Source organism: Azospirillum palustre (assembly GCF_002573965.1).
GTDB lineage: Bacteria > Pseudomonadota > Alphaproteobacteria > Azospirillales > Azospirillaceae > Azospirillum > Azospirillum palustre.
Window position 1 is genome coordinate 87,608 of the sequence record NZ_PDKW01000042.1, and the last position, 18,828, is coordinate 106,435.

Sequence of the window (18,828 nt, forward strand, 5' to 3'; positions counted from 1 at the left end):
ACGTCAGGAAAGAATCAGGCGGGCGGGAACTCCACCACCACACGGGTGCCGTAGGGGCTGCTGTCCGCCGTCAGTTTGCCGCGCAGCTGCCCGACAAAGGCACGCACCACCTTCAACCCCAGCGTGGTCGCGCGGGACAGCTCGAGGCCGGGCGGCAGGCCGGCGCCGCGGTCGACCACCTCCAGCCGGATGCTGCCCCCGTCGCCACGGCCAAGCCGCACGTCGATGGCCCCGGGCGTGCCGGAGGGAAAGGCATGGCGCGCCGCGTTGCTGACAAGCTCGCTGACGATCAGGCTGAAGGGAATGACCGCCTCGGTCGGCATTTCGGTGGCGTCGGCGGTGACATGGATGCGGTGGGCGCCGGGCAGCGTCGCCTCAAGCTCCTGGCACAGCTCGCTCAGATGGACCGCCATGTCGATGGTGCCGGCACGCAGGGAGCCGTGGGTGCGCTGATGGGCCTGGGTGACGATGCCGACGCGACCGCCGGCGCTCTGCAAGGCCCGCCGGACCTCCGGATCCTTGCTCGACAAGGTCTGAAGGGTCAGCAGGCTGGAGACCAGTTGCAAGGTGTTCTTCAGGCGGTGGCTGACGTCGCGCAAGCGGCGGTCATGCTCGGCCACCGACTCCGGCGTTTCCTCCGCTGTGACGATCAGGCCGCGGACGACGCCGTTGACGCCCAGCATCGGGGTGACGCGGACATCCCAGAAGCGTTCCCCGTCGGTCGAGCGGTCGCCGGCAGCGCGGTTGCGCTGTGGCTGTCCGGTCCGCCGCGCCTCGGCGAGCAGAGAGGCCGCCAGGGCCGGAAAGCGCTCCATCAGGCCGGCCCCCGCAACAACCCCCAGCGCCCGGAACGCGGCGTTGGCGAAGGCACAGCGATCGCCATCCCCCTCCACCAGCGCGGTGGGCGTCGGCGTCTGATCAAGCAGACAGCGCAGCATCGCCGGATCGTCGATGCCGGCACCGCCGGCCGCAACGTCGGTGCCGACCACCCGTCCCGCTCCCGGATCGGTGCCGAACTCCGCGTTACGGAATGCCGTGACCGCCATGATATGCGCCATCGCCCCTGACCCCGTAGCCATCCTGCCGCCGGCTCTTCCCTCCGGTGTCGGCGGGCTACCATTTCAGCCTGGATAGTGTAAGGCGTGGCTCGCGCTCCGCACCAGTCCAACAACCCGAAACTTTGCTAGACAAATGGCATTACGACGTTCGGAAGGCGTAATGCCATCGGGGTCAGGCGCGGGCGGCGGCGCTCTCGATCCCCAGCGCCTGGAGCGCGGTGTGGACGATGTGCTGGGCGCTCAGGCCGGCCGTCTCATATTGCTTGGCCGGCGAGTCATGGTCGAGATAGGCGTCCGGCAGAACCATCGGCCGGATTTTCAGCCCGCCGTCGAGCAGCCCGGCCGTCGCCAGGAATTGCAGAACGAAGCTGCCGAAGCCGCCGACCGATCCTTCCTCGATGGTGATCAGCACCTCATGCTCCAGGGCAAGGCGGCGGACCAGCTCCTCGTCCAGCGGCTTGGCGAAGCGGGCGTCGGCCAGCGTCGTCGACAGTCCGCGCGCCGCCAGCTCCGCCGCCGCGCGCCGGGCCTCGCCCAGCCGGGTGCCGTAGCTGAGGATGGCGATCTTGGTGCCTTCCTGGAGAATGCGGCCCTTGCCGATGGGCAGGATGCTGCCGCGGTCGGGCAGTTCCAGCCCCACACCCTCGCCGCGCGGATAGCGCAGGGCCGAGGCGCGGTCGTCGATGGCGGCCTGGGTCGCCACCATGTGCATCAGCTCCAGCTCGTCCGCCGCCGCCATCAGGACGATGTCGGGCAGGCAGCCGAGATAGGCGGTGTCAAACGACCCGGCATGGGTCGCCCCGTCCGCGCCCACCAAACCGGCACGGTCCAGTGCGAAGCGCACCGGCAGATGCTGCAGCACCACGTCATGGATGACCTGATCGTAGGCGCGCTGGAGGAAGGTGGAATAGATGGCACAGAAGGGCTTGAACCCCTCCGTCGCCATGCCGGCGGCGAAGGTCACCGCATGCTGTTCGGCGATGCCGACGTCGAAGCAGCGGTCGGGGAAGCGCTCCCCGAACAGGTCCAGCCCGGTGCCAGACGGCATGGCGGCGGTGATGCCGACGATGGTCGGGTCGACGGCCGCCTCGGCGATCAGGCTCTGGGCGAAGACGCGGGTGTAGGTCGGGGCGTTGGACTTCGGCTTGGACTGGGCGCCGGTCACCACATCGAACTTGGCGACGGCGTGCAGCTTGTCGGCAGACTCCTCCGCCGGGCCGTAGCCCTTGCCCTTCTTGGTGACGACGTGGATCAGCACCGGCTTGTCGTCGTCGGCGTCGCGGACGTTCTGAAGCACCGGCAGCAGATGGTCCAGATTGTGCCCGTCGATGGGGCCGATGTAGTAGAAGCCCAGCTCTTCGAACAGGGTGCCGCCGGTGACCATGCCGCGGGCATATTCCTCCGCCCGGCGGGCGGCGTTGCGCAGCGGGCGCGGCAGCTGGTCGGCGATCTCCTTCGCCAGATGGCGCAGGGACAGATAAGGCTTGGACGAGATCAGCCGCGACAGATAGGCACTCATCGCACCGACCGGCGGCGCGATGGACATGTCGTTGTCGTTGAGGATGACGATCAGACGCGATTTGGTCGAGGCGGCGTTGTTCATCGCCTCGTACGCCATGCCGGCGCTCATCGAGCCGTCGCCGATCACCGCGATGACGTTGCGCTGCTCGCCCTTGATCTTGCTGGCGACCGCCATGCCGAGGCCGGCGGAGATGGAGGTCGAGCTGTGGCCGGCACCGAACGGATCGTATTCGCTCTCCGACCGCTTCGTGAAGCCGCTCAGGCCGCCGCCCATGCGGAGCGTGCGGATGCGGTCGCGGCGCCCGGTCAGGATCTTGTGCGGATAGCACTGGTGCCCGACGTCCCAGATCAGCCGGTCGTAGGGCGTATCGAAGACGTAATGAAGCGCCACCGTCAGCTCGACCACACCCAGACCGGCGCCGAGATGGCCGCCCGTCACCGAAACGGCATCCACCGTCTCGGTGCGCAACTCGTCTGCGAACTGGCGGAGCTGCTCGGGCTTGAGTGCCCGCAGCTTGGCTGGCGTCGGACAAAGGTCGAGCAGCGGGGTCTTGGTGGCGGTCACGTCGTGATGGTCCTCAAAGCTCTGGTCAGGCGCGGCGCGCGACGACGAAGTCGGCGACGGCCTTCAACATATCGGCACGCCCATCGAAAATGTCCAAGTGCTGCGAAGCCTGATCGGCAAGCATTTCCGCCTGGGCCCGGGCACGGTCGCGGCCAAGGATCGACACGAAGGTCGCCTTGCCCGCCTGGGCGTCGCGGCCGACGGTCTTGCCGGTCTCCTCCGCCGTGCCTTCCACGTCCAGCAGATCGTCGACGATCTGGAAGGCGAGGCCGAGATCGTGGGCATAGGCACGCAAGGCGGTGCGCTGCGGCGGGTTCGCCTTGCCCAGGATGCCGCCGGCCTCGCAGGAGAAGGCGATCATCTCGCCGGTCTTCATGCGTTGCAGCCGGGTGGTGGTCCCCAGGTCGAACGTCTCGTGCTCCGCGATCAGGTCCAGCATCTGGCCACCGACCATGCCGTGGCCGCCGGCCGCCTTGGCCAGCGCCGTCACCAGCTGGCAACGGATGTTGGGGTCCTCGTGCGTCGCCGGATCGGCCAGCACCTCGAAAGCGAGCGTCAGCAGGCCATCGCCTGCCAGGATGGCGGTCGCCTCGTCGAACTGGCGGTGGCAGGTCGGCCGGCCGCGCCGCAGCTCGCCATCGTCCATCGCCGGCAGGTCGTCGTGGACCAGCGAATAGCTGTGGACCATCTCCACCGCCGCGGCGGCGCGGATGGCGCAGTCCGGGTTCACCCCGAACAGGGCGGAGGACTGCATCACCAGGAAGGGGCGCAGCCGCTTGCCGCCGTTCAGGCAACCATAGCGCATGGCGTCGAACACACGCGCCTCAGCCAGGTCGGTGGTCGGCAGCAGGGCGCCGATCTTCATCTCGACGGCCTGGGCGATCTCCGCCATGGCGGACTTCAAATCGGATTGGGAAATGGTCTGCACGTCAGTCGATCCGGGCGGGTTCGGTGCCGAGGGAGCCGTCGGCGCTTACGGTGATGCGGTCGATCTTGGCCTGCGCCTCGCGCAGCTTCATCTCGCAATGGCGCTTCAGCGCCGTGCCCCGCTCGTATGAAGAGATGGCATCGTCGAGCTTGCCGCGGCCTTCCTCGAGCTGGCGGACGATCCGCTCCAGTTCGGCGAGCGCATCCTCGAAACTGAGGGCGGCGATGTCGGGCGGAATGGGAACAAAAGCGGTGGAAGGGGGCATGTCGGGCAGAACCATCGATGGAACCTCAAGCCCGCGAAGGTATGCCCCGCCCTCGTCCGGCGCAAGGCCCGAGGCACTCCCGTACTCCGGCCCTTGCGGACTATGTTCGGCCGCTGGGCGGCCTATGCGTTAGGGCGGGATCACCCCTTTCGGGAGACGAAGGCCGCCGTCCCGCGGGGAAGGCTCCGGTCAGCAGTACATCAGTTCCCGCACATGGGCCGCGCTTGCGGAGGCCAGGGCGCGAAGGTTGTAGCCACCCTCCAGCACCGAGACGATCCGTGCGCCGCAATGGGTGCGGGCCAGCTCGCCAAGCTTGCGCGTGGCCCAGACGAAATCGTCGTCGATCAGGTGCAGGCCGGCCAGCGGATCGCGCGAATGGGCGTCGAACCCGGCCGAAATGATCAGCAGGTCCGGCTTGAAATGGTCGATGGCCGGCAGGATGACGTGCGTCATCGCGTGGCGGAACTCGGGCGATCCCGCCATGGCCGGCAGCGGCGCGTTGACGCAGTTGCCGTATTCGCCCTTCTCGCCGGCATCGCCGGTGCCGGGATAAAGCGGCGACTGGTGGGTCGAGCAATAGAGCATGTCGGGGTCGAACTGCAGGATGTCCTGCGTGCCGTTGCCGTGATGGACGTCGAAATCCATCACCGCCACGCGCTGCAACCCATGGACGGCGCGGGCATGGAAGGCGCCGATGGCGGCGTTGTTGAACAGGCAGAAGCCCATCGCCTTCTCCCGCTCCGCATGGTGGCCGGGCGGGCGGACGGCGCAGAAGGCGTTGCGCGACTGGCCGGTCGCCACCGCGTCGACAGCGGCGCAGACGGCACCGGCCGCGCGCAGCGCCGCCTCCCCCGATCCGGGCGAGACGACCGTATCGGCATCGACGCCCGCATGCTCCACATCGGGGATAAGGGACAGCACGCGGTCGATGTGCGACTGCGGATGCGCCCGCAGAAGCTGTTCAACCGTGGCGCGCGGCGCCTCCTGCCGTTCCAGCATGTGGAACTCTTCCGTCTCCAGTGCGGCGAGCACGGCGCGCAGGCGGTCGGAGCATTCGGGATGACCGAGACCCGTGTCGTGCTCCAGGCACGCCGGGTGGGTAAACAGGGTGGTGAACATCGATTTTTCGGTCGTTATCGTTGGTTTTCGGGCGGTAAAGGCGGCGTTTCCGAAAACCATTCTTCCCGCATCGCTAATGAAAGTACAGGCTGAATCCAGGACGATTCGTCACAGCCCACTTTCGGGAGCGGAGGCAATCCGTGACACGGCACGATTGGGGTACGAACGGATGCGATGCCGGCGGCACGGCGAGCGGCCGTTCGGGTCAGGCCGCCCGCTCGATGACGAAACGCAGGATGCCCTCCTCCTCCACGACCGACAGCAGGCGGTTGCCTGTCGCCTCGCAGAAGGCGGGAAAATCCTTGCGGGCGCCGGGATCGGTCGCCTCCACCGTCAGAGTGTCGCCGATGGCGATGGCCTTGATCGCCTTGCGGGCACGCAGGACGGGGAGCGGGCACTGCAAGCCCTTGGTATTCAACGGATGGTCGGTCATGGCGAAAATGCTACCCGACTCGCCATGCGCTGTCACGATGCATGGTGGGAGGGCTGCGACGCCCAATGCGGTTGATTGTCGATCACAACCGGTAGCTGATACAGCCCCATCGGCTTTGCTTCGCGATGCGAGAAAAAGCCGGAGCACAGTGAGGATCGCGATGCTCAAGCCTACGGTGGCACCAAGCAGCGGCATGTTCCGCATGCTGGATTCCCACAGGTGGACAAATCCCGCAAGGTACGAATATACTAGGATACGAGCATTTTTCTTTGCCAAGCCGCGCAACGACGGCTCAGGCGCGAAACGAATCGGAACGGACAGGGCGACGGTAAAGCGATGAAGATCGAGGATTTGCAGGCCAACGCCCGCCGGGCGAGTGCGCTGTTGAAGGCAATGTGCAACGAGCGGCGCCTGCTCATCCTGTGCCATTTGAGCCAGGGCGAACGGTCGGTGGGCGAACTGGAGGATCTGGTCGGCCTCAGCCAGTCGGCGCTGTCCCAGCATCTGGCCCGTCTGCGCAACGACAATCTGGTCCGCACGCGGCGCAGCGCCCAGAACATTTACTACTCGTTGAACGGACATGAGGCGCAGACCATCATGACCACGTTGCACGGCCTCTACTGCACGCAGGCCGCCGAGGATGCTGCCGAAACCTCGGATGAGGAGGAGCGCGACATCGACCAGTCCACCGGCCGATCCGACCTGCGCGCCGCCGCAGCCGGCTGACCTCCCGAGACCGAACGGGCGCTGCGGATCGAGCGCCGCCAATCAAGCGCCCTTGACTGTAGGCTGCGGGCCTCAGCCGCGCGTCCGCAGCGCCGCTGCCGCCAGTGCCACCCAGCCCAGCATGAGGCACCATCCGCCGGCCGGCGCCGTCATCGGCACCGGCAGCGGACCGACCGTCGCCAGCGCATAGAGCGTGCCGCAGAACAGCAGGATCCCGGCGACGAACAGCCAGCCGGCGATCCGCAGAGCCAACCCTCCCTTACTGCCGCCCCCCATCCGCCCACCGAGCGCCACCAGCAGGACGAGCGCCAGCGCATGGGCCATCTGGTACTGCCCGGCGATGCGGACCCATTCCTGGGCCTGCGGCTGGGCGGCCAGCGCGTGGCTGGCATAGGCGCCGGTGCCGACCGCCACGGCGCCGTTCAGCGCGGCGAAAACGATCCAGATGCGGTCGATCAGTCCCAAGGGGTGTCCTTCCCGTCCTCAACGCCCCCCGGCCCATGTGCAGGGCCGGGGGGCGGTGCTATCCTGTCGCCTGTCTACACGCAGGCCCTGCGCCCAAGCAAGAAAGCACGGATGTCCTCCCCTGCATCGGCCCCTCTGGTCAGCGCCCCTTTGGTCAGCATCGTCACGCCCACTTGGCAGCGGGAGGAGTTTCTGCCCCGCCTGCACGCCTGCATCCAGGCGCAGACCCACGGCGAGATCGAGTGGCTGGTGTTCGACGACAGCCCGCGGCCCTCGGCCTATCTGAAGCCATTGGCAAATCCGCGGCTGAAGTATTTCTACTCTCCCAGCCGCTACGCGATCGGCGAGAAGCGCAACATCCTGGCCGAGCATGCCAAGGGATCGGTGATCGTCCACATGGACGACGACGATTTCTATGCGCCGGTCTATGTGGAGCGCATGCTGGGCTGGCTGGAACAGGGATACGATCTCGTCAAGCTGTCAGGCTGGTTCCTCTACAGCGTGCCGCACCGGCGCTTCGGTTATTGGGATACGGCACTCGGCGGATCGCATCATCGCTGGGGCCGGCAGACTTGCGGCTATGTCGAAGCGCCGGATGCCCCTTTCTCGCCCGACAATCTCGATGGGTATGGCTTCTCCTACGCCTACCGCCGGCCGGTCTGGGAAACGGTGCGCTTTCCGGCGGTGAACGCCTGCGAGGACGCACCCTTCGTGAAGGCCGCCCGCGAACGCTTCCGCGTCGGCGCCTTTCCGGACGCGGAGGGGCTGTGCCTGCACACGCTGCATGCCCGCAGCACCAGCCTGTGCCTGCCGCAATACGAGCTGCCGCCGCCGCTGATCGAACGGCTGTTCGGCCCGGAGGCCGCCGCCTACACCTGAACGTCGAGGAACATGCCGCGGCGGTAGTTGCGCGGCAGGGTCAGCACGCCATTCACAACCAGGGCGGCGAGTTCGCGCAAGCTCGGAACCCGCTGCCGCCCCTGCTGGACGACGCCTTCCGCCCGGGCGCGCGCACCGGATGCGGGGACGCGCCCGCCACCGGAGTCGGGGCGGATCGGATCGTTCGAACGGTCGCCGGTGCGTCGGGTCTCTACCATGCCCGATCATTTACCATAAATGCCCGGACCGGAAAAGAGCGGGCCGCGGTGACATTCGCGGTCCATCCCTCATGACCAAAGCAATAGGACGAAATCTTTTGCGGGCGGGTGGAATGAAAGCGGGAGTGGCGACGTTCATCGGCTCATGAGGGGACAAGATACCCCCGACACCAGGAGGACGCCGGAATGACTGGCCGCATTGGTACTGGATTGAAAGCCGTGGTTCTGGGCGCTCTGGTCGCCGGATCGATGCTGGGTGCTTCCGTCGGCACGGCCGCCGCCCATGATGGCTGGCGTGACGGCTGGCAGGGAGATCGTGGCCGCGAATGGCGCGGCGGGCCGCCGGACTGGCGTGGCGGCTGGGACCGCCCGCATCACCGCCACTGGCGGGAGCGCGGCGGCTATTACGCCCCGCCCCCGGTGATCTACGCGCCGCCGCCCGTGGTTTACGCGCCGCCCCCGCCGCCGCGGGTGATCTATGCCCCGCCGCCCGTCGTCTATGCGCCGCAGCCGGTGGTTCCGGGCTTCGGCCTGAGCGTCAACATCCGCTGATCCGCCGCTGACCGCACACCGGCACCAAAAGGACGGCTTCCGGCGGAGCGCCCACCGCATTATGGTGCGCCCCGTTCGGTTAAGCCGCCCCGCCGGGGCGCAGCAGCCAGGGAGACGGCATTTGCGGGTTCTTAGTGTGTGCGCCGCGGTGGTGGGCAGCCTTTCGATTGCCTGCGGGATCGCGACCTCCGCCAGTGCGGCGGAGCCGCGCCTGATGGCGGCGCTGGGCAACACCGTGCTGACGATGACCGACATCGGGCCGAAGCACACCCAGGTCGCGGTGAACGACAAGCCGGTGTTCGACGACAAGGAGAGCGACCAGTTGTCCTTCGTCGGTGCCTATTCGATGAAGGACCGCTGGATCGCCCTGTTCCAGTCCGACACCGGCGCCAAGGACTGCCCGACCCGCTTCCGCATCCTGGAGGTCGGCGGCCCGCAGCCGACGGTCTCCTATCCCTTCGGGTCCTGCAGCGACGCCGCCCAAGTCACCATCGACAACGACACCCTGACGGTGTCCATGCCCCAGCCGGGTGGCGGGGCGGACGCCGCCTGGACCTACCGCAACGGCAGGATCGGCCGCAGCAAGTAGGCGGCTACCGGTGCGGGACCTGCGGCCAAGGCCATGCTGGGTCCCGTATCCTTCGCCACACCCTCGATTGACGACGACTGGCACAGCTTTTAAGGTCCGGACCTCCGCACATTCCCGTTCCGGGACAGGAAGTTCGCCCCAGAAAGTTCGCTCCATGACTGCCAGCAGCGCCAGCCGGCCCAGCCGCCGGCCCAACACTCCGCTCTTCTCCTCGGGTCCCTGCGCGAAGCGTCCGGGCTGGTCGCTCGACGCGCTGGACGGCGCGCTGCTTGGCCGCTCCCACCGCTCCAAGCCGGGCAAGGCCAAGCTGAAGGAGGTCATCGACCTCACCCGCGCGGCGCTCGGCATCCCCGGCGACTACCGCATCGGCATCGTCCCCGCCTCCGACACCGGTGCGGTGGAGATGGCGCTGTGGTCGATGCTGGGCGCCCGCGGCGTCGACATGCTGGCCTGGGAAAGCTTCGGCAAGGAATGGGTCACCGACGTCGCCAAGCAGCTGAAGCTGCCGGACGTCCGCAACCTGATCGCCCCCTACGGCGAACTGCCGGACCTGTCGTCGGTCGATTTCAGCCGCGACGTCGTCTTCACCTGGAACGGCACCACCGCCGGCGTCCGGGTGGCCGATGGCGACTGGATCGCCGACGACCGTGAGGGGCTGACCATCTGCGACGCCACCTCGGCCGCCTTCGCCATGGCTCTGCCCTGGCAGAAGATCGACGTCGCCACCTGGTCCTGGCAGAAGGTGCTGGGCGGCGAGGCGGCGCACGGCATGCTGGTGCTGAGCCCGCGCGCGGTGGAACGGCTGGAGAGCTTCCAGCCCGACCGGCCGCTGCCGAAGATCTTCCGCATGACCAAGAACGGCAAGCTGATCGAAGGCATCTTCGAAGGCGACACCATCAACACCCCGTCGATGCTCTGCGTCGAGGATGCCATCGACGGCCTGCGCTGGGCCCTGTCGCTGGGCGGCCTGACCCAGTTGATCCGCCGGTCGGAACAGAATCTGCGCATCGTCGCCGAATGGGTGGAGACCAGCAGCTGGGCCGGCTTCCTGGCGAAGGACCCGGCGAACCGCTCCTGCACCTCGATCTGCCTGCGCTTCACCGATCCGGAGGTGACCGCCCTGTCGGAGGAGGCCCAGGCCGCCTTCGCCAAGAAGCTGTCCGCCCTGCTGGAGAAGGAAGAGGCCGCCTTCGACGCCGGTTCCTACCGCGATGCGCCTCCGGGCCTGCGGCTGTGGGGCGGCGCCACGGTGGAAAACGAGGATATGGAGACGGTCCTGCCCTGGCTCGATTGGGCTTACGCCACTGTGAAGGCCGAGACGTTCGGTCCCAAGCAGGGCTGACGCCGGAGCGGGCACAGGCTGGCAAGCGCAAGCCGGACTGTCGTCCACAGCATCTTCCGCAGCCGTCGAACGGCCCTGCCGTGGCACAAGCGCCACAGCGGGGCTTTTCGCATGTGCTGCCGTTGTGCTTTGCAGCAAAGGATCCGGCCAGCCAACCGTTCGCACACAGCAGCATTTCTGCACCAGTGTGACTGGCGTGACGGGCGTTCGAACCTCACAAGCTTGACCATGGTTATCCACAGAACCGTGGACAAGGTGGTGGATAACCCTGTTGAACCATCGGTCCCGCCTGTCCGGAAACTGTCATGGAGGACGTGCGGCCGATTCGCCCCCGCCGTCGCCGGACGGGCGACGCCGCTTCCCCTGTTGGGGACCCACCCTATCCCGAAGATGGTCTGGCAAACCGCCGGTTGTGTCCCGACTCTTGAAGGGGATTTCCGGCGACCCCGCTGCACTGCGGCAAAGCCGGTGCAACGAAGGAAGGGCTTGGACCGACCATGGCGCACTACCTCATCACCGGCGGCTGCGGTTTCATCGGCTCGCATCTGGCCGACCGGCTGCTGGCCGACGGGCATCGGGTGACGATCCTCGACAACCTGTCGAGCGGCAGGCTGGAGAACAAGCCAAGCGCCGCGAAGCTGGTGGTGGGCGACGTGGCCGATCCCGACGCGGTGCGCGAGGCGATGGCCGGTGATGCCGGCGAAGGGGTCGACGGCGTCTTCCACCTTGCCGCCGTGGCCTCCGTTCAAAAATCGCGGGAGCTTTGGGCGGAAACCCACCGCACCAACCTGCTGGGGACCGTCACCGTGTTCGAGGCGGCGCGCGATGCCAGGCGCGGCGGTCCGATCCCGGTGGTCTATGCTTCCTCCGCGGCCATTTACGGTGACAACAGCAACACCCCGCTGAACGAGGACGAGTTGCCGCGCCCGCTGTCCGCTTATGGCGTCGACAAGCTGGGATGCGAGATGCACGCCCGCGTCGCCTGGGCGATCCAGGGCGTGCCGACGGTCGGCTTCCGCTTCTTCAACGTCTACGGCCCGCGCCAGGATCCGATGTCGCCCTATTCCGGCGTGATCTCGATCTTCGCCCGCCGGGTTGCCCGCGGCGAGGATGTGGAGATTCACGGCGACGGCCAGCAGGTCCGCGACTTCGTCTTCGTCGGCGACGTGGTGCGCATCCTGGCGCTGGCGATGGAGCGGCGCTTTGCCGGGGCGCAGGTCTACAACCTCTGCACCGGCCGCGCGACGTCGCTGGTGATGCTGCTGGAGGTGTTGCAGGAGCTGTGCGGCAGCAAGGTCCGCCGCCGTCACACCGAGGCGCGGGCCGGCGACATCCGCGTGTCGATCGGCGACCCGTCGCTGCTGCGCTCCACCTTCGACACCGTGTGCCAGGTCGGCCTGCTCCAGGGATTGAGCGCCACCCTGACCGGCCGCATGCCTTGAGGTTGGAACCGATACCGGGGTATGAGGGGGCCGATCAGATCGGATCGCGTAAAATCGAACTCGATTTGAAGCGTGAATCCGATCGCCAACCATAAACTCCGTCTCCCGCCCCGGGAGTGGACGCCGCCATCAGGATGAGCGAACCATGGCCCGCCGCCGATCCCTTCCCATCCGGGCGCTGCTGATCGTCCTGGCGATCCTCGCCGTCGTCGCGGTGGCGGAACGGCTCCACATCATCCCGCCCGGCACCCTCGACCGCCTGCTCGGCGAGGAAACCCACCGCCCCCGGCAGCCGCGCAAGCAGCAACCCGCCGAACCGCCACCGCCGGTCGTCGCCCGCCCCGCCGACCGGATAGACTATGCCGAGGTCGCCCGCCAGCTCGACGGCATCCGGGTGGAGCCCGAAAAGCGCAAGGGCTATCAGCGGGAGGAGTGGCCGCACTGGCTGGCGCTCGACGGCGGCTGCCTGAATGCCCGCGAGAAGGTGCTGATCCGCGACTCCCGCCGCCCGGCGACGCTCGACGCCAAGGGCTGCGGCGTGAAGTCCGGCGACTGGCTCGATCCCTACACCGGCGAGCGCTACACCGACCCGCAGATGGTCGACATCGACCACCGCGTGCCGCTGGAGGAGGCCTACGCCAGCGGCGGCTACGACTGGAGCCGGGAGAAGCGCGCCGCCTACGCCAACGACACCAGCGACCCGCTGACCCTGCTGGTTTCCAGCCGCGAGGCCAACCGCGCCAAGGGCTCCAAGGGGCCGGAGGACTGGCTGCCGCCGAAGCGCGACGGCATCTGCCTCTATGTCGCCGACTGGGTCCTGGTAAAGGCGCGCTGGAGCCTGTCCATGGATGAGCGGGAACGGGTGACCGTCGGCAACATCCTGAACGACTGCCGCGCCTCGGCCGGACAGCAGCGCTGACGCAGCCCTGCCCGTGCCGACGTGCCAGAGCCCTGCCGTCGCCCATCGGGCTCCTGCATGGTGTGCCGGTCGTCGTCCACAGCCTGCACCGCTGGCTTGGCCGCTGGGCCGGTTGACGGGAATCGGGTGACAAGACGTCGCTCCCGACAGCCATTGCGGGCGGCTGACCCATAGGCTATGCACCCCCGCATGAGCGCCGACACCCTTCCCAATTCCACCCTGCCCAGTTCTGTTCTGTCCCGGTCATCCACCGCCACGCCATCGATGGCGGAGGTGCGGCGCGCCACCGGCATCGGTTCCATCGCCATCCTGCTGTGGGCGACGGCGGCGCTGCTGACCTCGATGTCCAGCGCCATGCCGCCGCTGCAACTGGTGGCGGTCACCTTCGGGCTTGCCTTCCTAACCGGCAGCAGCGTCGCGGTTCTGCGTGGCCGCAGCGTGATCGGAGCCCTGCGCCAGCCGCTGCCCGTCTGGCTGGTCGGGGTCGGCGGACTGTTCGGCTATCACGCCTGCCTGTTCCTTGCCTTCCATCTGGCGCCATCGGCGGCGGTGGAGGTCAATCTCATCAACTATCTCTGGCCGCTCTGCATCGTCCTGTTCTCCGCCCTGCTGCCGGGGGAGCGGCTGAAGGCCGCCCATGTGGCCGGTGCGCTGTGCGGGCTGGCCGGCACCGCGCTGATCGTTTCGGGGAGGGGCGGCGGGCTGCACCTGGACGCCGGCACCCTGGGGGGCAACCTGCCCGCCTACGGTGCGGCCCTGGCGGCGGCGCTGATCTGGGGGGCCTATTCGGTCCTGTCGCGCCGCTTCGGCTCGGTCCCGACCGAGGCGGTCAGCGGGTTCTGCCTCGTCACCGCCCTGCTGGGCCTGACCGGGCACCTGCTGTTCGAGGATGCCACCGTCTGGCCGCAGGAGGCGCTGGGCTGGCTGGTCCTGCTCGCCCTCGGCGTCGGGCCGGACGGGCTGGCCTTCTTCGTCTGGGACCATGGAATGAAGCGCGGCGACATCCGGGCGCTGGGCGTGCTGTCCTATGCCGTGCCGCCGGCCTCCACCCTGCTGCTGATCCTGTTCGGGCAGGCCAGCGGCGGTTGGGCCGTCTGGGCCGCCTGCGCGCTGATCGCCGGCGGGGCGCTGATGGCGAGCTGGAACATGATCCACGGCAAGTGACAGCGATTTCATGCCCCAGCCGCGGCAAAGGGTGGTAATCGGCAAGCATCGTCCCGGCCGCTTGCGAGTGCCCAACCAATGCCCGCGCGTGCGTATTCCCCACCGTCCTCTTCCGGACGCCTGTCCGCCGCCCGTCAATTCCTGTCCGATGTCTGGCGGCTGACCAAGCCCTATTGGTCGTCGGAGGAAAAATGGGCGGCGCGCGGCCTGCTGGCGGCGATCGTCGTCCTCAATCTGGCGGCGGTGTTCATGGAGGTCTGGTTCACCCAGATCAACGCCGACATCTTCAACGCCTTGCAGGAGAAGGACCAGGCCGGCTTCATCCAGGCCCTGCTGGTGTTCGGCGGGCTGGCGCTGGTTTTCATCGCGGTGGCGGTCTATCGCCTCTACCTGAACCAGATGCTGCAAATCCGCTGGCGCCGCTGGCTGACCGAGCGCTATCTCGGCGACTGGCTGGAGAACCAGACCTATTACCGCCTGCAATTCGCCAACACCGGCACCGACAACCCCGACCAGCGCATCGCCGAGGATCTGCGCAGCTTCGTCCAGCTGACGCTGAGCCTGTCGCTGGGTTTCATGACCAATCTGGTCTCACTGATCTCCTTCCTCGCCATCCTGTGGAGCCTGTCCGGATCGGTCACCATCCCCTGGCTCGGCATCGACCTGCCCGGCTACATGGTGTGGGTGGCGCTGGTCTATGCCGTGGGCGGCACCTGGATCACACACAAGATCGGCAAGCCGCTGGCCCGTCTCAGCTTCGACCAGCAGCGGTACGAGGCCGACTTCCGCTTCTCCCTGGTCCGCCTGCGCGAGAATGCCGAGAGCGTCGCCCTGCAACAGGGTGAGGTGCAGGAGGCGCGCGGCTTCGGCGACCGTTTCGCCCGCGTCGTCGCCAACTGGTGGTCGCTGATGCGCACGCAGAAGCGGCTGGTCTGGTTCACCTCCGCCTATGGGCAGATCGCCATCATCTTCCCGCTGCTGGTCGCCGCCCCGCGCTATTTCAGCGGTGCCCTGCCGCTGGGATCGCTGATGCAGACCTCGCAGGCCTTCGGACAGGTGCAGGGGGCTATGTCCTGGTTCATCGACGCCTATGTGAACCTCGCCGACTGGCACGCCACCACGAGCCGTCTGACCGGCTTCCACCACGCTGTAGCGATCGTCCGCGCCGGTGCCCGCGACCATGCCGGGGTGGAGCGCACTGCGGCGGCCGACGGCGCCCTGACGCTGGACGGGCTGGCCCTGACCCTGCCGGACGGCGGTACGCCGCTGGTCCACGCCGATCTGACGGTGCAGCCGGGCGAGTCTCTTCTGATCACCGGCCCGTCGGGGTCGGGCAAGAGCACCCTGCTGCGCGCCATCGCCGGCATCTGGCCCTTCGGCCGCGGCCGGATCGCACTGCCGGGCACCATTATGGCTGGAGGCGGCACCATCGCGGCCAACGGCAGCATGGTCCTGCCGCAGAAACCCTACCTGCCCATCGGAGCCCTGCGCGCCGCCGTCACCTACCCCGCCACTCCCGACGCCTTTCCGGACGAGGCGGTGCGCGAGGTGCTGGACGCCGTCGGCATGGCCGGCTTCGCCGACCGTCTGGCGGCGGAGGACCACTGGTCGCAACGCCTGTCCGGCGGCGAGCAGCAGCGCATCGCCATCGCCCGTGCCCTCCTGCACAAACCCGACTGGCTCTATCTCGACGAGGCGACCTCGGCCTGCGATCCGGAGACGGAGGAGCGGCTCTATGGCCTGCTGCGCGCCCGCCTGCCCGGCACGACGCTGGTCAGCATCGGCCATCGTCCCAGCCTCGCCGCTTTCCACGACCGGCGGATGACGGTCCGGCGCAACGGAGACGGGGGCGGAGAACTGGCGGCGGTGTGAGCTACGCCTGAGGCTGCTCCCCCCGCGCCTCCGACAGCAGCCATTGACGGAAGGCGGCGAAGGGCGGGTGGTTGGCCTTGCCGCGGGGGTGGACGAGGTAATAGGCCCGCGCGCTGCGGTGGGGCCGGTCGATGGCGGGGAGCAGGGTGCCGTCGTCGAGCTCGGCACGGACCAGCAGGGTCGGCAGCAGGGCGACGCCCAGCCCGGCCTCGGCTGCCTGGGCAGTGGTGGCGAACTGCTCGAACACCATGCCGGCACCGGGCCGCGGAGGCAGCCCCTGGGCCGACAGCCACTCGTTCCACGCATCGGCGCGCGTGCTCGTGTGCAGCAGCGGCAGGGCCAACAGGTCCCCCGGTTCCGCCACCGGATGCGCCTTGAGGAAGGCAGGGGAGCAGACCGGCAGCACCTCCTCGTCCAGCAGATGGTCGCAGACGGCGTCGGGCCAGTCGCCGAAGCCGTAATGGATCGCCGCATCCAGATCGTGCAGGCGGAAATCGAAAGGCGCCAGCTTGGTGGTGAAGTGGATCGTCACCTGCGGGTGCGCCGTCTGGAAGGCCGGCAGCCGCGGCACCAGCCAGCGCGTGCCGAAGGTCGGCAGGATGGCGAGGTTCAGCACGCCGCCCTTGGGTGCTGCGATGGTCCGCACCGTGGCCGCCGCGATCTGGCGCAGCGCGTCGCGGATCGGATCGGCATAGAGCGCCCCGGTCGGGGTCAGCGTCACCCGCTGGCCCTTGCGGATGAACAGGGCGGTGCCGATCTGGTCCTCCAGCGCCTTGATCTGCCGGCTGACCGCCCCTTGCGTCAGAGACAGTTCCGCCGCAGCGGCGGTGAAGCTGCCGGTGCGGGCTGCCGCTTCGAAGGCGGACAGCATGCTCATGGACGGAAGAAGGCGGCGCTGCAGATCCATGACGACCTCATTACCAAAGCTCATGACCTGTGGAAAGAAAGTCGTTTGCGCCCTGGCGCGCGGCACGTCACGCTCGATATCCTGGAGATCCAGAAAATTCCCATAGGCAGGGCGGGGCGGGTTCGCGATGAAGACCGGTGGTCAGTTGATCGTCGAGGCGCTGGAGGCGCAGGGCGTGCGGCGGGTGTTCGGCGTGCCGGGCGAAAGCTATCTCGCCGTGCTGGACGCCCTGCACGACAGCCCGATCGAGATGGTCGTCGCCCGCCACGAAGGCGGTGCGGCGATGATGGCGGAGGCGCAGGCCAAGCTGACAGGCCGCCCCGGCGTCTGCCTCGTCACCCGCGGTCCCGGCGCCACCAACGCCGCCTCCGGCATCCATGTCGCCCAGCAGGACGAAACCCCGCTGGTCGTGCTGGTCGGCCAGATCGAGCGCGGCATGCGCGGCCGCGACGCCTTCCAGGAGGTGGATTACGGCAAGCTGTTCGGCGGCATGTGCAAGTGGGTCGCCGAGATCGACAGCGCCGACCGCGTGCCGGAGATGATCTCCCGCGCCTTCCACACCGCGATGGCCGGCCGCCCCGGCCCGGTCGTGCTGGCCCTGCCGGAAGACACGCTGACGGAAACCGCGGACGTCCCCGTCGCCCCGCGCGCGGAGACGGTCGACGGCGCCCCCACGCCGGCACAGGTGGCGTCCTTCGGCGCCCTGCTGGCCAAGGCGGAACGGCCGCTGCTGGTCGTCGGCGGCTCCCGCTGGACCGAGGAGTCGGTCGCCGAACTCCAGCGTTTCGCGGAACGGCTGGCCCTGCCGGTGGCCGTGACCTTCCGCCGCCAGATGCTGTTCGACCATTGCCATCCGCTTTATGCCGGCGACATCGGGCTGGGCATCAACCCCAAGCTTTCGGCGCTGGTCAAGGACAGCGACCTGCTGATCCTGCTGGGCGACCGCTTCTCCGAAGTGCCGTCGCAGAGCTACGACCTGCTGGGCATCCCCAATCCGGGCAAGGCGGTGGTCCACATCCACCCCGGCGCCGAGGAGATCGGCCGCGTCTATCGCCCGACGCTGGGCATGGTCGCCACGCCGGCCGCCTTCCTGGAGGCGATGGCGGGGCTGAGCGTGACGGCGAAGCCCGGCTGGGCCGCCCGCGCCGAAGCGGCCCACGCCGCTTACGACGCCTGGAGCACCCCGCCCGACGCCATCCCCGGCGACGTTCAGATGGGCCGCATCATGGCCTGGCTGGACGAGCGGCTGGAGCATGACGCCATCTTCACCAACGGCGCCGGCAACTATGCCACCTGGATCCACCGTTTCCACCGCTTCCGCCGCTTCGGCACCCAGGCGGCGCCGGTCTGCGGATCGATGGGCTACGGCCTGCCGGCCGCCATCGCCGCCAAGCTCCAGCATCGCACCCGCGATGTCCTGTGCTTCGCCGGCGACGGCTGTTTCCAGATGACGGGGATCGAGTTCGGCACCGCCGTGCAGGAGGGCGCCGCCGTGATCGTGCTGGTCGTCGACAACGGCATGTACGGCACCATCCGCATGCATCAGGAGCGCGAGTATCCCGGCCGCGTGTCCGGCACCCGACTGCAGAATCCCGACTTCGCCGCCTTCGCCCGCGCCTATGGCGGACATGGCGAGACGGTGGAGACCACCGAGCAGTTCGCCCCGGCCTTCGAACGCGCCCGCGCGTCAGGCCTGCCGGCGATCATCCACGTCAAGCTCGACCCCGAGGCCCTGACCCCCAGCCGGACGCTTTCCGAGATCCGTGCAGCGGGCAAGGGAAAGTGATCTGAGCGAATACCTCCCTCTCCCGGCATGGGACAGGGAACATCATATGCCTCGCTTTTTGACCCAAGGAGCCACCCC

At 68.3% G+C, this 18,828-nt stretch carries 19 protein-coding genes; 10 read left to right on the forward strand and 9 right to left on the reverse strand.

Annotation, left to right across the window (positions count from 1 at the left end):
• Positions 1–14 precede the first annotated feature (14 nt).
• The 6 genes from CRT60_RS18245 to CRT60_RS18270 all read right to left on the reverse strand — a co-directional run bounded on the left by CRT60_RS18245 (position 15) and on the right by CRT60_RS18270 (position 5,889).
• On the reverse strand, positions 15–1,046 hold the full coding sequence (locus tag CRT60_RS18245) for a sensor histidine kinase (RefSeq protein ID WP_244592593.1): 1,032 nt from the start codon (positions 1,044–1,046) through the stop codon (positions 15–17).
• 184 nt (positions 1,047–1,230) lie between these two features.
• A complete protein-coding gene (gene dxs, locus CRT60_RS18250; RefSeq protein ID WP_098737988.1) occupies positions 1,231–3,144 on the reverse strand; it encodes a 1-deoxy-D-xylulose-5-phosphate synthase in 1,914 nt (637 codons plus the stop codon).
• 25 nt (positions 3,145–3,169) lie between these two features.
• Positions 3,170–4,072, reverse strand: coding sequence for a polyprenyl synthetase family protein (locus CRT60_RS18255; RefSeq protein ID WP_244592594.1), 903 nt, complete (start codon positions 4,070–4,072; stop codon positions 3,170–3,172).
• A gap of 1 nt (position 4,073) precedes the next feature.
• Positions 4,074–4,337 (reverse strand): exodeoxyribonuclease VII small subunit, encoded by a 264-nt coding sequence (locus tag CRT60_RS18260; RefSeq protein WP_244592595.1) that lies wholly within the window; start codon positions 4,335–4,337, stop codon positions 4,074–4,076.
• Positions 4,338–4,526: 189 nt separating this feature from the next.
• A complete protein-coding gene (locus tag CRT60_RS18265) occupies positions 4,527–5,456 on the reverse strand; it encodes a histone deacetylase family protein (protein ID WP_098737990.1) in 930 nt (309 codons plus the stop codon).
• Between the two features lie 205 nt (positions 5,457–5,661).
• Positions 5,662–5,889 (reverse strand): sulfurtransferase TusA family protein, encoded by a 228-nt coding sequence (locus CRT60_RS18270; protein ID WP_098737991.1) that lies wholly within the window; start codon positions 5,887–5,889, stop codon positions 5,662–5,664.
• A 336-nt stretch (positions 5,890–6,225) separates the two neighbouring features.
• On the opposite strand from CRT60_RS18270, the gene CRT60_RS18280 reads away from it, so the two are divergent.
• The gene (locus CRT60_RS18280) at positions 6,226–6,615 is read left to right on the forward strand and encodes an ArsR/SmtB family transcription factor (RefSeq protein WP_098737993.1); all 390 of its coding nucleotides are present in this window, start codon (positions 6,226–6,228) and stop codon (positions 6,613–6,615) included.
• A gap of 72 nt (positions 6,616–6,687) precedes the next feature.
• On the opposite strand, the gene CRT60_RS18285 is transcribed toward CRT60_RS18280, so the two are convergent.
• A complete protein-coding gene (locus CRT60_RS18285) occupies positions 6,688–7,080 on the reverse strand; it encodes a DUF423 domain-containing protein (protein ID WP_098737994.1) in 393 nt (130 codons plus the stop codon).
• A gap of 111 nt (positions 7,081–7,191) precedes the next feature.
• On the opposite strand from CRT60_RS18285, the gene CRT60_RS18290 reads away from it, so the two are divergent.
• On the forward strand, positions 7,192–7,959 hold the full coding sequence (locus tag CRT60_RS18290; protein WP_098737995.1) for a glycosyltransferase family 2 protein: 768 nt from the start codon (positions 7,192–7,194) through the stop codon (positions 7,957–7,959).
• On the opposite strand, the gene CRT60_RS18295 is transcribed toward CRT60_RS18290, so the two are convergent.
• A complete protein-coding gene (locus tag CRT60_RS18295; protein WP_098737996.1) occupies positions 7,950–8,177 on the reverse strand; it encodes a hypothetical protein in 228 nt (75 codons plus the stop codon). The genes CRT60_RS18290 and CRT60_RS18295 overlap by 10 nt on opposite strands.
• Positions 8,178–8,363: 186 nt before the next feature.
• Between CRT60_RS18295 and CRT60_RS18300 the strand changes: the two genes are divergently transcribed.
• The 7 genes from CRT60_RS18300 (at position 8,364) to CRT60_RS18330 (ending at position 16,057) form a co-directional block, all read left to right on the forward strand.
• Positions 8,364–8,729 carry a hypothetical protein gene (locus tag CRT60_RS18300; RefSeq protein ID WP_244592596.1) on the forward strand — a complete coding sequence of 122 codons (366 nt, stop codon included), beginning with the start codon at positions 8,364–8,366 and terminating at the stop codon, positions 8,727–8,729.
• Between the two features lie 121 nt (positions 8,730–8,850).
• Positions 8,851–9,318 carry a hypothetical protein gene (locus tag CRT60_RS18305; protein WP_244592597.1) on the forward strand — a complete coding sequence of 156 codons (468 nt, stop codon included), beginning with the start codon at positions 8,851–8,853 and terminating at the stop codon, positions 9,316–9,318.
• Positions 9,319–9,472: 154 nt separating this feature from the next.
• Positions 9,473–10,660, forward strand: a complete 1,188-nt coding sequence (locus tag CRT60_RS18310) for a phosphoserine transaminase (RefSeq protein ID WP_098737998.1) — start codon at positions 9,473–9,475, stop codon at positions 10,658–10,660.
• A gap of 497 nt (positions 10,661–11,157) precedes the next feature.
• Positions 11,158–12,102 (forward strand): SDR family NAD(P)-dependent oxidoreductase, encoded by a 945-nt coding sequence (locus CRT60_RS18315; RefSeq protein ID WP_098737999.1) that lies wholly within the window; start codon positions 11,158–11,160, stop codon positions 12,100–12,102.
• A gap of 145 nt (positions 12,103–12,247) precedes the next feature.
• On the forward strand, positions 12,248–13,021 hold the full coding sequence (locus CRT60_RS18320; protein ID WP_098738000.1) for an HNH endonuclease family protein: 774 nt from the start codon (positions 12,248–12,250) through the stop codon (positions 13,019–13,021).
• Between the two features lie 189 nt (positions 13,022–13,210).
• A complete protein-coding gene (yddG, locus tag CRT60_RS18325) occupies positions 13,211–14,185 on the forward strand; it encodes an aromatic amino acid exporter YddG (protein ID WP_098738716.1) in 975 nt (324 codons plus the stop codon).
• A 78-nt stretch (positions 14,186–14,263) separates the two neighbouring features.
• Entirely contained in the window at positions 14,264–16,057 is a 1,794-nt protein-coding gene (locus CRT60_RS18330) for an ABC transporter ATP-binding protein/permease (RefSeq protein WP_098738001.1), read from the forward strand.
• Between the two features lies 1 nt (position 16,058).
• Here the strand turns inward: CRT60_RS18330 and gcvA are convergent, their stop codons facing one another.
• On the reverse strand, positions 16,059–16,964 hold the full coding sequence (gene gcvA / locus CRT60_RS18335; RefSeq protein ID WP_098738002.1) for a transcriptional regulator GcvA: 906 nt from the start codon (positions 16,962–16,964) through the stop codon (positions 16,059–16,061).
• Between the two features lie 127 nt (positions 16,965–17,091).
• Here gcvA and CRT60_RS18340 point away from each other — a divergent pair, with 127 nt between their 5' ends.
• Positions 17,092–18,750, forward strand: a complete 1,659-nt coding sequence (locus tag CRT60_RS18340) for a thiamine pyrophosphate-binding protein (protein ID WP_098738003.1) — start codon at positions 17,092–17,094, stop codon at positions 18,748–18,750.
• The last annotated feature ends 78 nt before the right edge of the window (positions 18,751–18,828 follow it).

Excerpts from the sequence above, each read along its gene's own strand:
- CRT60_RS18245 (WP_244592593.1), bottom strand. The coding sequence starts at position 1,046 with ATGGCGGTCACGGCATTCCGTAACGCGGAGTTCGGCACCGATCCGGGA.
- CRT60_RS18260 (WP_244592595.1), bottom strand. The coding sequence starts at position 4,337 with ATGCCCCCTTCCACCGCTTTTGTTCCCATTCCGCCCGACATCGCCGCC.
- CRT60_RS18265 (WP_098737990.1), bottom strand. The coding sequence starts at position 5,456 with ATGTTCACCACCCTGTTTACCCACCCGGCGTGCCTGGAGCACGACACG.
- CRT60_RS18270 (WP_098737991.1), bottom strand. The coding sequence starts at position 5,889 with ATGACCGACCATCCGTTGAATACCAAGGGCTTGCAGTGCCCGCTCCCC.
- CRT60_RS18280 (WP_098737993.1), top strand. The coding sequence starts at position 6,226 with ATGAAGATCGAGGATTTGCAGGCCAACGCCCGCCGGGCGAGTGCGCTG.
- CRT60_RS18290 (WP_098737995.1), top strand. The coding sequence starts at position 7,192 with ATGTCCTCCCCTGCATCGGCCCCTCTGGTCAGCGCCCCTTTGGTCAGC.
- CRT60_RS18295 (WP_098737996.1), bottom strand. The coding sequence starts at position 8,177 with ATGGTAGAGACCCGACGCACCGGCGACCGTTCGAACGATCCGATCCGC.
- CRT60_RS18300 (WP_244592596.1), top strand. The coding sequence starts at position 8,364 with ATGACTGGCCGCATTGGTACTGGATTGAAAGCCGTGGTTCTGGGCGCT.
- CRT60_RS18310 (WP_098737998.1), top strand. The coding sequence starts at position 9,473 with ATGACTGCCAGCAGCGCCAGCCGGCCCAGCCGCCGGCCCAACACTCCG.
- CRT60_RS18315 (WP_098737999.1), top strand. The coding sequence starts at position 11,158 with ATGGCGCACTACCTCATCACCGGCGGCTGCGGTTTCATCGGCTCGCAT.
- CRT60_RS18320 (WP_098738000.1), top strand. The coding sequence starts at position 12,248 with ATGGCCCGCCGCCGATCCCTTCCCATCCGGGCGCTGCTGATCGTCCTG.
- yddG (WP_098738716.1), top strand. The coding sequence starts at position 13,211 with ATGAGCGCCGACACCCTTCCCAATTCCACCCTGCCCAGTTCTGTTCTG.
- CRT60_RS18330 (WP_098738001.1), top strand. The coding sequence starts at position 14,264 with ATGCCCGCGCGTGCGTATTCCCCACCGTCCTCTTCCGGACGCCTGTCC.
- gcvA (WP_098738002.1), bottom strand. The coding sequence starts at position 16,964 with ATGGATCTGCAGCGCCGCCTTCTTCCGTCCATGAGCATGCTGTCCGCC.
- CRT60_RS18340 (WP_098738003.1), top strand. The coding sequence starts at position 17,092 with ATGAAGACCGGTGGTCAGTTGATCGTCGAGGCGCTGGAGGCGCAGGGC.